This is a genomic window from Streptomyces sp. NBC_01216, assembly GCF_035994945.1.
Classification (GTDB): Bacteria; Actinomycetota; Actinomycetes; order Streptomycetales; family Streptomycetaceae; genus Streptomyces.
Genome location: NZ_CP108677.1, coordinates 6,619,125 through 6,633,672 on the forward strand (window position 1 = coordinate 6,619,125; position 14,548 = coordinate 6,633,672).

At 70.7% G+C, this 14,548-nt stretch carries 11 protein-coding genes; 5 read left to right on the forward strand and 6 right to left on the reverse strand.

What is annotated here, in order from left to right; genetic code table 11:
* Positions 1 to 39: 39 nt before the first annotated feature.
* The 5 genes from OG393_RS29915 to OG393_RS29935 all read left to right on the forward strand — a co-directional run bounded on the left by OG393_RS29915 (position 40) and on the right by OG393_RS29935 (position 6,104).
* Positions 40 to 606, forward strand: coding sequence for a hypothetical protein (locus OG393_RS29915; protein ID WP_327377805.1), 567 nt, complete (start codon positions 40 to 42; stop codon positions 604 to 606).
* Between the two features lie 332 nt (positions 607 to 938).
* Positions 939 to 2,531 carry an apolipoprotein N-acyltransferase gene (lnt, locus tag OG393_RS29920; protein WP_327377806.1) on the forward strand — a complete coding sequence of 531 codons (1,593 nt, stop codon included), beginning with the start codon at positions 939 to 941 and terminating at the stop codon, positions 2,529 to 2,531.
* 64 nt (positions 2,532 to 2,595) lie between these two features.
* A complete protein-coding gene (locus OG393_RS29925) occupies positions 2,596 to 3,123 on the forward strand; it encodes an NUDIX hydrolase (RefSeq protein WP_327377807.1) in 528 nt (175 codons plus the stop codon).
* A 70-nt stretch (positions 3,124 to 3,193) separates the two neighbouring features.
* Positions 3,194 to 4,021, forward strand: a complete 828-nt coding sequence (locus tag OG393_RS29930; RefSeq protein WP_442817441.1) for a 3-hydroxybutyrate dehydrogenase — start codon at positions 3,194 to 3,196, stop codon at positions 4,019 to 4,021.
* A gap of 193 nt (positions 4,022 to 4,214) precedes the next feature.
* Positions 4,215 to 6,104, forward strand: a complete 1,890-nt coding sequence (locus tag OG393_RS29935) for a helix-turn-helix domain-containing protein (RefSeq protein WP_327377809.1) — start codon at positions 4,215 to 4,217, stop codon at positions 6,102 to 6,104.
* A gap of 49 nt (positions 6,105 to 6,153) precedes the next feature.
* Here the strand turns inward: OG393_RS29935 and OG393_RS29940 are convergent, their stop codons facing one another.
* The 6 genes from OG393_RS29940 to OG393_RS29965 form a co-directional block, all read right to left on the reverse strand.
* Entirely contained in the window at positions 6,154 to 7,527 is a 1,374-nt protein-coding gene (locus OG393_RS29940; protein WP_327377810.1) for an MFS transporter, read from the reverse strand.
* 588 nt (positions 7,528 to 8,115) lie between these two features.
* Entirely contained in the window at positions 8,116 to 8,466 is a 351-nt protein-coding gene (locus tag OG393_RS29945; RefSeq protein WP_327377811.1) for a transposase, read from the reverse strand.
* A 217-nt stretch (positions 8,467 to 8,683) separates the two neighbouring features.
* Positions 8,684 to 11,341, reverse strand: a complete 2,658-nt coding sequence (locus tag OG393_RS29950) for a hypothetical protein (RefSeq protein WP_327377812.1) — start codon at positions 11,339 to 11,341, stop codon at positions 8,684 to 8,686.
* A complete protein-coding gene (locus OG393_RS29955) occupies positions 11,338 to 12,258 on the reverse strand; it encodes a carbohydrate ABC transporter permease (protein WP_327377813.1) in 921 nt (306 codons plus the stop codon). Before OG393_RS29955 ends, OG393_RS29950 begins: the two co-directional genes overlap by 4 nt.
* Entirely contained in the window at positions 12,255 to 13,145 is an 891-nt protein-coding gene (locus tag OG393_RS29960; protein WP_327377814.1) for a carbohydrate ABC transporter permease, read from the reverse strand. The genes OG393_RS29955 and OG393_RS29960 overlap by 4 nt, the downstream gene beginning before the upstream one ends.
* Positions 13,146 to 13,199: 54 nt before the next feature.
* On the reverse strand, positions 13,200 to 14,483 hold the full coding sequence (locus OG393_RS29965) for an ABC transporter substrate-binding protein (RefSeq protein WP_327377815.1): 1,284 nt from the start codon (positions 14,481 to 14,483) through the stop codon (positions 13,200 to 13,202).
* Positions 14,484 to 14,548: the final 65 nt, after the last annotated feature.

Genomic DNA, 14,548 nt, shown 5'->3' on the forward strand with positions numbered 1-14,548 from the left:
GCGGCGCCGCCCCATCGGAACGTGAGTAGGCTGCACGACATGAGGGACGAATCCGCGCACCCCCGTATCCCGGAAGCCGGTGAGCCGGTGCCCGAGGTGTGGAGGGGCCGGGCCACCAACCGTCTGCAATGGGTGCCCGCCGCGGCCGGAGCCGCCTGCATGGCGCTGGGCGTCACCCTTGCCGTGGACGCCCCCTGGACGTCCGGCACCGCACCGCTTCTGATGGCCGTCATCGGCTGCGTCGCGGCGGGCCTGCTGGTGCTTTTCGGGACGCTCGCCTTCGTCCATGTCGAGGTACGGGTCGACGACCGCGCGATGGAGGTCCGCTGCGGCCATATGGGCCTGCCGCGCCGCCGCATCCCGCTCTCCCATGTGATCGGCGCCGACTTCGTACCGAAGGTCACCCCCCGCCAGTGGGGCGGCTGGGGCTACCGCTGGCGGCCCGAGAAGGGGACGGCGGTGGTCGTCCGCCGGGGAGAGGCCCTGTCGCTCCGGCTCGGCGACGGCCGTACCTTCACCGTGACCGTCGACGACGCGATGTCCGGCGTCCGGGTCATCCGCGAGCTGCTGAGCCGTTCGACCCCGACCGGGCCGACGAACGCCTGAGGGCCTGCCGGGTGGCCTTCGGCCGACAGCGCGCACGCCAGGGGCGTGCCCGCCCGGTCAGAGGCCACCCGGCAGGCCCTGAGGGACCTTCCGGTCGTCCTGGACCGGTCGGAGAGACCTCCGACGGGCTCCGAGCCGACGCGGGTCCCGGATGTCCGGGGGCCCGGACCGGTGGAGGCACCGTGCCGGGGCGACGCCCCTCACGGGGAGAACGCCCCCGGGCACTCCCGCCGCGGAGGCCGGGCCGATCACGGCCGGGACCGTACGTCCGGCACCGCGCGGCGCCCGACCGGACTCCTCCGGTCCGTGCCTGGCGCCGTAGACTCCGCCACGTGAGCACCACCATCACCCCTGTCGACGCCCCCGGCCCCGCCGCCTCGCGGGCCGGCCGCTTCGCCCCGCGGCGCCTCGTGCGACCGGGTGCGGCGGTACTCTCCGGGTTCCTGCTCTTCCTGAGCTTCCCGCCCCGGCCGCTGTGGTGGCTGGCGCTGCCGGCCTTCGGCCTGCTCGGCTGGACCTTGCGCGGCCGACGACCACGGGCGGGCTTCGGTCTCGGCTACCTCGCCGGTCTCGGCTTCCTGCTCCCGCTGCTCATCTGGACCGGCGAGGAGGTCGGGCCGGGGCCCTGGCTCGCGCTCTGCGCCGCCGAGGCGCTCTTCGTCGCGGCCTCCTGCCTCGGCATCGCGGCCGTCTCGCGGCTGCCCGGCTGGCCGGTGTTCGCCGCCGCGCTGTGGATCCTCGGCGAGGCGGCCCGCGCCCGTGTCCCCTTCGGCGGCTTCCCCTGGGGCAAGATCGCCTTCGGGCAGGCAGACGGGGTCTTCCTGCCGCTCGCCGCCGTCGGCGGCACCCCGGTACTCGGCTTCGCCGTCGCCCTCTGCGGCTTCGGCCTCTACGAGACCGTCCGGCGGATCCGCGCGTACCGGCGGACCGGCGCCGCGCCGCGCGGCGCGCTGGCCGTCGCCGCCCTCACGGTCCTCGTCCCGGTCACCGGTGCCGTCGCCGCCCTGCCCCTCGTCGACGACACGGCGGAGGACGGCACCGCGACCGTCGCCGCGGTCCAGGGCAACGTGCCCCGTCTGGGACTCGACTTCAACTCCCAGCGGCGGGCCGTGCTCGACAACCACGTCGCTCGCACGAAGGAGCTCGCGGCGGACGTGAAGGCGGGCCGGAAGCCCCAGCCCGACTTCGTCCTCTGGCCGGAGAACTCCTCCGACATCGACCCCTACGCCAATCCCGACGCCCAGGAGGTCATCGACGGGGCGGTCAGGGCGATCGGCGTGCCGACCGTGATCGGCGCCGTCGTCGCGCCCCCGACAGGTAAGCTGCGCAACACCCTCATCGAGTGGGACCCCGGGAAGGGCCCGGTCGCCACCTACGACAAGCGGCACGTCCAGCCCTTCGGCGAGTACATCCCGATGCGCTCCTTCGTCCGCGTCTTCAACAGCAACGTGGACCGTGTCAGCCGTGACTTCGGCCCCGGCACGAAGGTCGGTCTCTTCGGCCTCGCCGGTACCAAGGTCGGCCTCGCCACCTGCTACGAGGCCGCCTTCGACTGGGCCGTGCGGGACACCGTCACCCACGGCGCCCAGCTGATCTCCGTGCCCAGCAACAACGCCACCTTCGGACGCAGCGAGATGACCTACCAGCAGCTCGCCATGTCCCGGGTGCGTGCCGTCGAGCACAGCCGCACCGTGGTCGTGCCCGTCACCAGCGGCGTCAGCGCGATCATCGGTCCGGACGGCGAGATCGTACGGCGATCGGCGATGTTCACCCCTGACGTGCTGGTCGAGAAGGTGCCGCTGCGGTCCTCGCTCACCCCGGCGACGCGTCTCGGCACGCTCCCCGAGGCCCTCCTGGCGGCAGTCGCGGCGGCCGGCCTGGGCTGGTCGGCGCTTCGGGCCTTCCGCGCCCGCCGCGCCTCCTGAACCGTCGGCGAGCCTCGCCACCACCGCCCTGATCGTGTCACGGAACAGCGCTTAGGGTCGGGGCATGGGTACTCCTGACTTCATCCGCGAACTGCGGGCCACCGCGGGCCACCAGCTGCTCTTCCTGCCCGGGGTCAGCGCGGTGGTCTTCGACGACCGGGGGCGGGTCCTGCTCGGACGGCGGACCGACACCGGCATGTGGTCGATCATCGGCGGCATCGTCGAGCCGGGCGAGCAGCCCGCGGCCTGCGCCGTCCGTGAGGTGTACGAGGAGACCGCCGTACGCTGCGAGGTCGAGCGGGTCGTGCTCGTCCAGACCCTGAGGCGACCGGTCGTCTATCCCAACGGCGACCGGTGCCAGTTCATGGACGTGTCCTTCCGCTGCCGGGCGGTCGGCGGCGAAGCCAAGGTCAACGACGAGGAGTCGACAGAGGTCGCCTGGTTCGGACTGGACGCGCTCCCCGAGATGAAGCGCTTCTCGCTCTTCAGGATCGAACGGGCCCTCGCCGACGAACCCACATGGTTCGACACCATGCCCCCGGACCGAAGTGTGGGCTCGACGCACATCGGTGGGGGAGGGGCCGCTTCGTAGGGTGCGGAGCATGAGCGCCCTCACCCCCTCAGGCCCCGTACCCGCTCCGCCGGCGGCACCCTCGTCGACCGTGACGCGCGCGTCCGCGCCGTCCGGGGGGACCCGGCCCGGTCCCTCGCCCGCGGCCCGGACCGTCGCCCTCGACCTCACCGGACGTGTCGCCCTCGTCACCGGCGCCGCCGGCGGGATCGGCCACGCCTGCGCGCTGAGGCTCGCGGAGGCCGGAGCCCGGGTCAGAGCCGTCGACCGGGCGGCGGAGGGTCTGGAGACCCTGGCGGTGAGCGGCGCCGGACTCCCCGGGACGATCGAGCCGCGCCTCCTCGACCTCACCGATCTCGACGCGGCCGAGTCCGCCGCGGCCGGTGCCGACATCCTGGTGAACAACGCCGGCCTCCAACTGGTCCGCCCCATCGAGGAGTTCCCGCCGGAGGTCTTCCACACCGTCCTCACGGTCATGCTGGAAGCCCCGTTCCGGCTGATCCGGGGCGCGCTGCCGCACATGTACGCCCAGGGCTGGGGTCGCATCGTCAACCTCTCCTCCGTGCACGGTCTGCGGGCCTCGGCCTACAAGTCCGCCTATGTGGCCGCCAAACACGGCCTCGAAGGACTCTCCAAGACCGCCGCGCTGGAAGGCGCCTCCCACGGGGTCACCTCCAACTGTGTCAACCCCGGCTATGTGCGCACCCCCCTGGTCGAACGGCAGATCGCCGACCAGGCCGCCGCGCACTCGATCCCTCCGGAACGGGTTCTCACGGACGTCCTGCTCAAGGACTCGGCGCTCAAGCGACTCGTCGAACCCGAGGAGGTCGCCGAGGCCGTGCTCTACCTCTGCACCCCCCACGCCTCCTTCGTCACCGGCACCTCGCTCGTCCTCGACGGTGGCTGGACGGCCCACTGAGCGCCGCCACACCACCCCGGCCACCCCCCCACAGCGCGTCGACGGGCCCCGAGGAACGCCGCCGACGGCGATTCCTCGCCCGGACGGCAGCCGGGACCCGGGCCGGCTGACGTCCCACCGTGGGCCGGACGTCCCACCGCCGGTCGTCCACAGGGCTGGCGCGCTCACTCGTACGGCAGGTATCCCTTTGTCCATGTCCCAAGAACAGGCCGCCTACCTGGAGCTCCTCGCCCGCGGAGCCGCGGCGGAGGCGTACGACCGGCCCGTGCTCCTCGCCCGCGCCGACGGCGCGGGCCCCGAGGCGCTGGCCGAACTCGAACGAGCCAAGCGGCTCGCCCTGCGGGTGAGGGCCGAGCTGGAGGGACGACGGCGCCGCGAGGCCGAACTCTCCGCCCTCTTCGAGACCGCCCACGACCTGGCGGGACTACGGGACCTCGACGCCGTGCTCCGGGCCATCGTCCAGCGCGCCCGCTCCCTCCTCGGCACCGAGGTCGCCTACCTCAGCCTCAACGACCCCACCGCCGGCGACACCTACATGCGGGTCACCGAGGGCTCCGTCTCCGCCCGCTTCCAGCAGCTCCGTCTCGGCATGGGCGAGGGCCTCGGCGGACTCGTGGCACAGACCGCCCGCCCCTACGTCACGGACGACTACTTCCACGACGCCCGCTTCCAGCACACCCGCACCATCGACTCCGCGGTCGGCGACGAGGGACTCGTCGCCATTCTCGGCGTACCGCTGACACTCGGCAGCCAGGTCATCGGCGTGCTCTTCGCCGCCGACCGGCGCGCCCGGGTCTTCGAGCGCGAGCAGGTCGCCCTGCTGGGCTCCTTCGCCGCGCACGCCGCCGTCGCCATCGACACCGCCAACCTGCTCGCCGAGACCCGCTCGGCCCTGGCCGAGCTCGAGCGGGCCAACGACATCATCCGGGAGCACAGCGGGGTCATCGAGCGGGCCTCGGAGGTCCACGACCGGCTCACCGAACTGGTGCTGCGAGGCGGCGGAGTGCACGACGTGGCCGGCGCCGTGTCCGAAGTGCTCGACGGCACGGTCGCCTTCACGGAGGAGTGGACCGGCAGCGCCCGGCTCGCCGACGGGCACGCCCTCCGCGACGGCGACCGCTGGGTGGCGGCCGTCTCGGCCGGCGGTCAGACCCTGGGCGCCCTCGTCCTGTGCGGACAGCCGGACCTCGACCCGGTTGATCAGCGCACCCTGGAGCGAGCCGCCCTCGTGACCTCGCTGCTGCTGCTAGCCCGCCGCTCCGCCGGAGAGGCCGAGCAGCGGGTACGGGGCGAACTCCTCGACGACCTGCTCGACGCCCCCGACCGCGATCCCCACCTGCTGCGCGAACGCGCCGCGCGTCTGCGGACCGACGTCGACGCGCCTCAGGTCGTGCTCGCCGCCCGCATCGACCGGTCCGGAGCCTCGTCCGACGCCGACGCCGGTGGCCGGGAGTCCGCGGACCGCCGACGGCTCTGGTCGGCCGCCTCGCACCTGGCAGCAACCCGGCACGGGCTCGCCTCCGCCCGCGACGGCGGCACCGTCCTGCTGCTGCCGCTCGGCCCCGGGGAGTCCGCCGCCGAACTGGCCCGGCAGACCGCCCGGCACCTCGGCGACGCGGTCCGTGAGCCCGTGACGGTCGGTGCGTCCGCCCCCGTCCCGACACCCGCCGCCCGCCCGGCGCGGGTCTCCCTCGCCTACCAGGAGGCCCGCCGCTGCCTGGAGGCCCTGCGCCTGCTGCACCGCGAGGGCGACGGTGCCGGGGCCGAGGACCTCGGCTTCCTGGGGCTGCTGCTGGCCGACGGCCGGGACATCGTGGGCTTCGTGGAGCGCACGATCGGCGCGGTCGTCGACTACGACCGGCGCCGCGGCACGGAGCTGGTGCGCACGATGGACGCGTACTTCGCGAGCGGGATGAGCCCGGCCCGCACCAAGGACGAGCTTCACGTCCACGTGAACACGGTCGCCCAGCGCATCGAGCGGATCGGCCGGCTGCTCGGCGCGGACTGGCAGGCTCCCGCCCGCGCCCTGGAGATTCAGCTCGCCCTCCGGCTCCACGCCCTGTCGACGGCGACCGCCCGCTGAACGCGACGGGGCGCCGGGTGTCCGAGGACCCGGCGCCCCGTCGCCGGCGTCAGGCGCCTGCCCGTACGCCGGCGTGCTCGGCCCGGCCGGTATCCCCGGCGTCCTCGGACAGGTCGCGGTTGCGGGTCTCCCGGGCGCAGGCGACGGCGACCACCGTCAGCAGCGCGGCGGCGATCACATAGAGGGTGATGGGCGTCGAGGTGCCGTAGTCGGCGAGCAGCGCGGTCGCGATCAGCGGGGCGGGGGCGCCGGCGGCGACGGAGGAGAACTGGGCGCCGATGGAGGCACCGGAGTAGCGCATCCGGGTCGCGAACATCTCGGAGAAGAACGCGGCCTGCGGCGCGTACATCGCCCCGTGCAGGACCAGGCCGACGCTCACCGCGAGCAGCAGCCAGGCGAAGCTCCCCGAATCGATCAGCGCGAAGAACGGGTACATCCAGGCGCCGACGCCGATCGCGCCGATCAGATAGACCGGCCGTCGGCCGATCCGGTCGGACAGCGCGCCCCAGGCCGGGATGACGGCGAAGTGCACGGCGGAGGCGATGAGCACGGCGTTGAGCGCGGTCTGCTTGGAAAGACCCACCGAGGTCGTCGCGTAGACGAGGATGAACGCGGTGATCACGTAGTAGCTGATGTTCTCCGCCATCCGGGCGCCCATCGCGATCAGCACGTCACGCCAGTGGTGGCGCAGCACGGCGACCAGCGGCGTCTTCTCGGCCTGCCCGTGCGCTGCCTTGCGCCGCTCGGCGGCGGCGAGGGCGGCCTTGAACACGGGGGACTCGTCGACGGACAGGCGTATCCACAGGCCCACGACCACGAGCACACCGGAGAGCAGGAACGGCACGCGCCAGCCCCAGGAGAGGAACGCGGCGTCCGAGAGCAGCGCGGTCAGCGCGGAGAGCACGCCGGTCGCCAGGAGTTGGCCCGCCGGCGCCCCGGTCTGCGGCCAGGACGCCCAGAATCCGCGTCGTGCGGCGTCACCGTGTTCCGACACGAGCAGGACGGCCCCGCCCCACTCACCGCCGAGCGCGAACCCCTGCACCAGTCGCAGTGTGGTGAGGAGCAGCGGCGCGGCGGATCCGACGGTCGCGTGCGTCGGCAGCAGCCCGATGGCGAAGGTCGCCCCGCCCATCAGCAGCAGACTGAGTACCAGCAGTTTCTTGCGCCCCACCCGGTCGCCGAAGTGCCCGAACACCAGCGCGCCCAGCGGCCGGGCGGCGAATCCGACGGCATAGGTCAGGAACGACAGCAGGGTTCCGACCAGCGGGTCCGAACCGGGGAAGAACAGCTTGTTGAACACGAGGGCGGCGGCCGAACCGTAGAGGAAGAAGTCGTACCACTCGATGGTCGTGCCGATGAGACTGGCGGCGACGATCCGCTTGAGGGAACCGGGTGGCGTCGGGGAGGTTGTTGCGGCGGCCATGTGCACCACTTCCAGGCGGGGACGGGGACGATTCGATGTCGCCACACCGTAGGAAGTGGCTGGTCAGGGGCGTATGTGGTGAGACACCATAGTTCGGGTGTGCCGTGTGCGCCCAGCCTCCATGGCCTGCTGTTGCGACCCTGCCGAAGGCCCGAGAGGGGTCGGGAGAGGGGCTGTCCGGGTTGCGCTGATCGGGCACGTTTTGGTGGTGCGGTGCTGACTCCCGTGCTGACCACGCAGCGTTGAACGCCGACATCTGCGACAGACCGGTTCCGATGGATGCGCCAAGGTCGGTCGTGGGTTGCGATCCCCCATGTGTGACGCTGCCGGCCCCGCGGGTCGGATTGCCGTTCGCGGAGGCTGGTTCGAGTCGTATGATTTCCCGAATAGTTGCGCACAACTGGGGAGTGTGGCGCGGGGGATGTGCCTGCGCCCACCTGGGGCGCCGGCCCTTCGGTGGGGGTGCCGTGTATCTGGCCACGCTGACGGCTGAGAACTTCCGTGTCTTCGGTGCCCGGAGATCGCCCGAGGAAACGGGAGATCTCCGGTTACCGATGAAGGCGACCACCGCCTCCGGAGCGTTCTCGGTCACTTCACGCAGGGGGGCCTGCATCGCTTGAAGGCATCACGTTCCGTCTCCAGCTCCCGGATCCGCTTGTTCTTCTCCCCGATCTCCCGGCGCAGCCGCTCCAGCTCGGCCCGCTCTGCCTCCCGCACCCGACCGCTACCGCCCCCACCACTGGCGGCTGTCGGTTGTACGGGCCGGTCCGAGGACGTCGTCCCGTTGCGCCGCCACCGCGACACCCAGCTGTGCGGCGTGCCCGGGTTGATCCCGAGCTCCTCGGCGACGTCCCCGGCCGACCTCCCGGTCTCGACCACGATGCGCACCGCGCCCTCACGGAACTCGGCGTCGCACGGCGGCTTCTTCTTGGACCCCATGAATCCCAACTTCCGCTGCAGTCACGGGCTCCACGCTGCGAGGGGAAGGTCAGTCTTTCGATCGTGGACGACGCTGCGGTGAAGAGTGCGGCTGCGGCACGTCGAGCTCACGACGGTGGACAGTGCGCGGGCCGACTGGCGGGTGCTCAACCATCGCTCTCGCCACGACGGTGGGGGCATGTGGGCCGAAGCGGAGCTGCTGCGTCCGATCTGATGGTCAGCCGACGGGACTGCGGAGGCCGGTGAGGGTGCCGATCCCTTCGGCGGTCAACGTGTCCGGCAGTTCGTCCGGGCCGTCAGTGGCGAACGAGGGCGTTACGCCGAACACTGCGGACAGCACTGCTTCCGCACCGGATGCGCCCGCGATGCTGTCCCGGTTCGAGACACCGCGCTCGGCGACCCGAGCGCGCGGCCGCCCGTCGGGTCCGGTGACGATTTCCATGGCTTGGCCCCAGACCCCGCCTGAAGCGGCGGACGTCAGGTCGCGCAGCAGCGCGATCGCCCGGTCGCGGTAGCCCAGGCGGGCCAGGCCGTACGCGGTGACGCCGGGCCAGGCGCAGAACGCGCCGGCCGCGCCGTGGTCGGGACGGTCGGAAGTGGCGGCGGCCGGGTCGTCGGGGCTCAAGGCCCGCATCCAGCCGCCTACCAGGAGGCGTTCGGTAACGAAGTCCGCCATTTCGTGCCGCATTTCGTCGCTCAGATCGCGGTGCAGGGCCGCAGAGGTCAGGCCGAAGTCGAGGCAGTGCCCGATCGTGTCCGTCCCGTCGGGACGGCGTATCCGCCAGCGGCCCGCACCCGCGTACAGTTCCAGCACCGCCGCGGCCAAGACCTCGGCTTCCGCGTCGGCTCGTGCCCCGTCCTCCTGGCGGCCCCGCTGCCGGTACAGGCCCGCCATCGAACGGGTCATCCCGACGTAGGCGCCGTTGAAACCCGCTACGACTCCGGTATACGTGGGCACGCACTCCAGCAGGCTCCACGCGTCGTCGCCGAAGTCGGCGAGCACGCCTCCGGTGTCCGCCCTGCGTTTGTCGCGCCAGCCGAAGCCGAGTCGCTCCAGGTGTTCGAAGACCGTGGCCCCACCGGTCGATTCGTCGAGGAAGGCGACGTCACCGCTGGTGCAGACGTAGTGCTCGATGAGCCGGAACAGGGCGTAGTCGTTGGCGCTGTATGCGTTGCCCAGAGGGCCACCACTGCGCGCTTCGATCCCGAAGGAGTCCCGGTAGGGGCCGGAGAGGACGCGCAGCAGCCACGAGCGCAGTCCGGCAGGCTCCAGGAGGGCATACATCCGGCTCCATTCGCAGTGGTCCCAGAAATACGTCGTCGTCGGCCCCAGACGGGGGCCGCCAGTGAGGAACACCGGTTCGCCGGGCCGGATCCGAATGTTGCGCATGTACAGCACCTGCAGCGCACCGAGGTAGTACGTGTCCGCGAGCCCAGCGTCGTCGGTGGTGAGGACCGGAAGGTGCCCGGAGAAGTCCGGGTTTCCCGGGGTGAACATGTTGGCCCAGTGCCGCCGCCAGCCGTCCTCGCCCGCGAGCATCGTCGCTTCAAAGGACTCGGCCGCGGCCCGGGCATCGGCGGCGACGTCGTGCGCATCGGTTCCGTACGCGCAGGTGATACCGATGGTCACGCTCTGGCCGGGATCGATCCGGCAGGTCCAGGTGGCGCGGCCGCCGGGGCCTTCGGCCCGAAGGGCGGACGGCGCGTCGGTGAAGGCGTAGGCAGCGCGTGCCGCCGACCGGGTGTCCGCGATGGCGACCATGCCGTCTTTTGATGCGGACGTCCAGCGGCGCGACCGGGTCCAGTGTTCGGTTCGCGTGATCTCCTCGTCGTCGAGGCGGAGCACGACGCGGTCGGCTTCGATGTGCGCGCTGACGCGGTGCCACTCGCCGGCCGGGGCGGCTACGTCCGTGAACACGCGTTCCCCGGCGATGCCGAGCCACGGACAACCGTTCTCGACGCCGATCTGCAGCGAGTCCGGGTGGTTGCCGTGGGTCAGGACGGTTCCGGACTGGCTCTTGGTGTCGAGGCGAAGCTCGAAGGCGATCGTCATCCCGGGGCTCAGGGCGAAGGCGTCGAGGTTCGCCTCGTCGTCCGGCGTGAGCCGGATCGCCTCGTCGGCGCGCACGGCCACGCTGCCGTCGGCGCTGTCGACCGTCAGACCGCGAACCGTCGCCGCCACTCCGACCCGCGGTTCCGGTTCCCTGTCGGGGCTGACGTGCGCCGGGAGCGCGTCGTCCAGGAGCATCGGGCCGTGGTCTTCGTCGCGCTGGATCCCCGGGATACGGGGCTTGCCGAGCCGGAGTCGACGCGACGCGGGGGAGAGCAGATAGGACTCGCAGCGTCCGCCGGTGGTGGCGCGGATGCGCTCGAGCGTCATGAAGTCGTGGTGGTTGCCGTGGTTCCACGGCACGTCGTACAGCCAGCCGAAGCCGACCTCGGTATGCGCAACCATCGCGAACAGGTCCTGGGACAGTTCGACGGTCCTGGCCTCAGGGCTCTCATTGGTGACCGTGAGGCGCCACAGCAGCAGGTCCCGCGACAGCGCCATCCGGGTGTCGGTGCTCAGCAGGAGGCCGTCGCCGCGGTGCTCGCGCGTCACGCCCCAGGGCCTCCACAGGAACCGCTGGGCAGCCAAAGTCCGTCCGTCCAGTCGGAGTTCGCCCGTGTGATAGCCGAAGGTGAAGGGGGCGGCGACCAGCCAGGACAGGGAGGACAGGTCGTAGTCGACGTGGCCTTGGCCCTGCTGGTTGCGCAGCGACGGCAGGTGTGCAATCTCGTCGAGGCCGGCCCAGTGCCCGGCGATGTGGTCCAGGTCGGGAATGCCGGCGCGGGAGGCGGTGTCCTGGGGGTCGATGGGGGCGATGGTGGTCACTTGCTGGCTCCCGAGGTGAGTCCGGCGATGAACTGCTTCTGCAGGAAGAGGTATCCGGCGACGGGTATGACCGCGGCCAGGAGCATCACGCCGAACAGCTGTGCGTAGTTGGTGGAGAACTGGCCGAGCGACTGGTAGAGGCCGGTAGTGATGGTCTGTCCGTGCAGCGGACCGAGAATGAACTGCGGATTCATGAAGTCGTTCCAGATCCACAGCGACAGGAAGATCGTGACGGTCGCGGTGGCCGGGCGCAGCAGCGGCATGACGATCTTCCACCAGATCCGCAGCGTTCCGGCGCCGTCCACGGTCGCGGCCTCGATGATCTCGCCCGGGATGGATCGCAGGAATCCGGAGTAGACGAAGACCGCGAACGCCAGGTATCCGCCGCCGATGTTGGACAGGACCAGCCCTGCGTACGTGTGGTCCAGTTGCAGGAAGGTCAGGATCCGGATGGTGGGCAGGAGGATCACCGAGGGCGGGATCATCAGGCCGGCGCCGAACACGGCCAGGACGATCCGTTGGAGGAGTGCCGAGCGGCGGGACAGCCAGAAGCTGGACGCCGCGCCGATCGGGATGATCAGGATCACCGACGCGACGACCGTGACCAAAGAGTTGGCGAGGCCGATCTGGATGATGTGGTCGGGGCGGGACAGCGCGTCCGTCAGGTTCTGGATCGTCGGCGGTGCCGGCAGGGCGGTGGGATCCGAGACGATCTGGTCCTGCGGTTTGAAGGCGTTGACGACGGTGAGGTAGACGGGGCTGACGAAGGCCAAAGTCACCAGTGAGGCCGCGATGAGGTGGCCCTTCGTCGCCCACTTGCGGCGCTTGGCTCGCGGTGTGGAAGCGGCGCGGCCGGTGATTGGGCTCGGCGCGGGGCTCCGCGATGCGGTCGGCCGGTGCGAGGTCGATACGGTCACAGGTTTTCCTCCCGGCGGCGCAGCAGGCCGGTCACGGACAGCGCGATGATCGCGGAGAGGGCCAGGAACAGCATGGCCACCGTCGAGGCGTAGCCGAAGCGGTTGTCGGTGAAGGCGCACTTGATGATGTAGAGGGCTGTGGACTGTGTGGAGTCCGAGGGGCCGCCCGAGGTGAGCACCGCGATGATGTCGTACAGCTTCAGCATCGTGATCATCGAGATAGTGACGCTGATGGTCGTGCCCGGGGCCACCATCGGGAAGGTGATGTGCCGGAACTGCTGCCGGCGGCCGGCGCCGTCCACCCTCGCGGCCTGGTAGAGCTCGACCGGGATCGACTGCAGTGCCGCCAGGTGCACGACGGTGGTGAAGCCGGTCAGAACCCAGGTGGCGACCAGGCCGACCGAGAACATCGCCAGGTGCGGCGTGCCGAGCCAGGTGATCGGCCCGTCGGTGATCCCCGTGGAGGTCAGGACGTCGTTGAGGAGTCCGTCCTGGGCCAGGATGTAGCGCCACAAGAAGGCGACGATGACGCCGGACAGCACCTGCGGCAGGAAGGCGACGGTCCGCATCACCCGGTAGCTCAGCGACGTCTTGTTGAGGAGCATCGCGAACCCGATGCCCGCGGTATTGGCGACGATTGTCACCGCTGCGGTCAGCAGGAGGGTGAAGGTGAGACTGTCCGACAGTGCGCTGTCGTGCATCATTTCGGCGTAGTTGTCGAGGCCCACGAAGTGGGTCTGCGGATTGAGCGGGTTCTCGTCCGTCAGGCTCTTCCAGGCGCTCATGATCACCGGAACGACGATGAACAGGGCGTACAGGCCGAGCGCGAGAACGGCGATGCTACCGAGGGCCAGGTCGCCGCGGCGTGGGCGGGCTCGGGTGGTCATGGCGGGTCCCTTGTCGAAGTTCTACGGACATCCGGCCCGGCGCCGGTTCAGGGGCTACTTGGCGGCCTTGTCCCAGGCGGCGTCGAGCTTGGCGAGCTGTCCGTGGATGTCGTCGGAGGTGAACAGCGCCTGGCTGGCCGAGTAGAAGGCGTCGTTCAGTCCTGAGGGCATGGCGTCGTCGTTGGTCACCCAGCCGAAGGCCGGGACCTTCGTGTTCTGGTCGGTGACGTAGGTGTAAGAGTCCTTGTAGACCTGGCTGACGTTGACCTTGTAGTCGGCCAGGGTCTTGTTCTTGAGCATGGGCAACGCGCCGTCGCCCTCGATGAGGGCCTTGAGGTTCGCCGGGTTCGTCGACCATGCCTGGGCAAAGGCTGTCGCCTTTGCCGGGTCGGCTGTCTTGGCGCTGATCGCCATGGACCCACCCACCGAGAACGGCACGACGAGCGAACCGTCGTCGGTCGGGGTGAGGAAGGCGCCGAAGTCGTCGGTGTGGTCCTTCGGCACCGAGCCGAGGAACCAGCTGCCCATCATGTACATCGCGGCCTTGCCGGACGTGAAGTTCGTGATCGAGTCCGCGTACTTCACGCCCAGCGCGCCGTTCTGGAAGTAGCCTTCCTTGACCATCGTCCGGTACTTGGCCACAGCGGCCTCGACGTTGGCGTCGGTGAACTTGGCCTTGCCCGCGTAGCGGTCCTGCAGCCAGTTCGGGTTCTTGCCCAGCACGTCCGCGGACAGGATGCCGACCAGCGGCATGGACGCCGAGAACGGGTCGCCGCCGCCCAGCTCGATCGGGGTGATGCCGGCCGCCTTGAGCTTGGCGCACACCGCCATGAACTCCGACCACGTCTTGGGCGGCGCGGTGATGCCCGCCTGCGCGAACAGCTTCTTGTTGTAGAAGACCTCGGGGATGATCTGGGAGTTCGTGGGCGGGACGTATACCTCGCCCTTGTAGGCGTTGCCCATCGGCATCAGGAAGTTGGCGTTCACCCAGTTCTTGTCGTAGGGCTTGAGCAGCCCGTTCTGCGCGAACGTCGACGGGGTGATCGACTGCAGCAGGTCCGGGAACTGGCCGGAGGCAAGCAGCTGCTTCGCGTACGCGTCCCGGTCCGTGCCCGCGGCGACGATCTTCTTCACCGACACGCCGGGGACCTGCTTCTCGGCCTCGGTGATCGAGGTGTTCCAAAACCGCGCGTTCAGGTTCGGGGTCTCGAAGGTCAGGTAGGTCAGGTGGGTCAGGTCGCTGCCGCCCTTTCCACCATCATTGGATGCGGCGGAACATCCGGTGAGCAGGGTGAGGCCCGCGGCAACGCAGGCCGCGATCAGATGGGTGGGCCGCATAGAAGTCTCCTGGTGCGGGTGATGTGACCCGAGAGTGGAGCGGATCGGAGGGGATCGACGCCTGC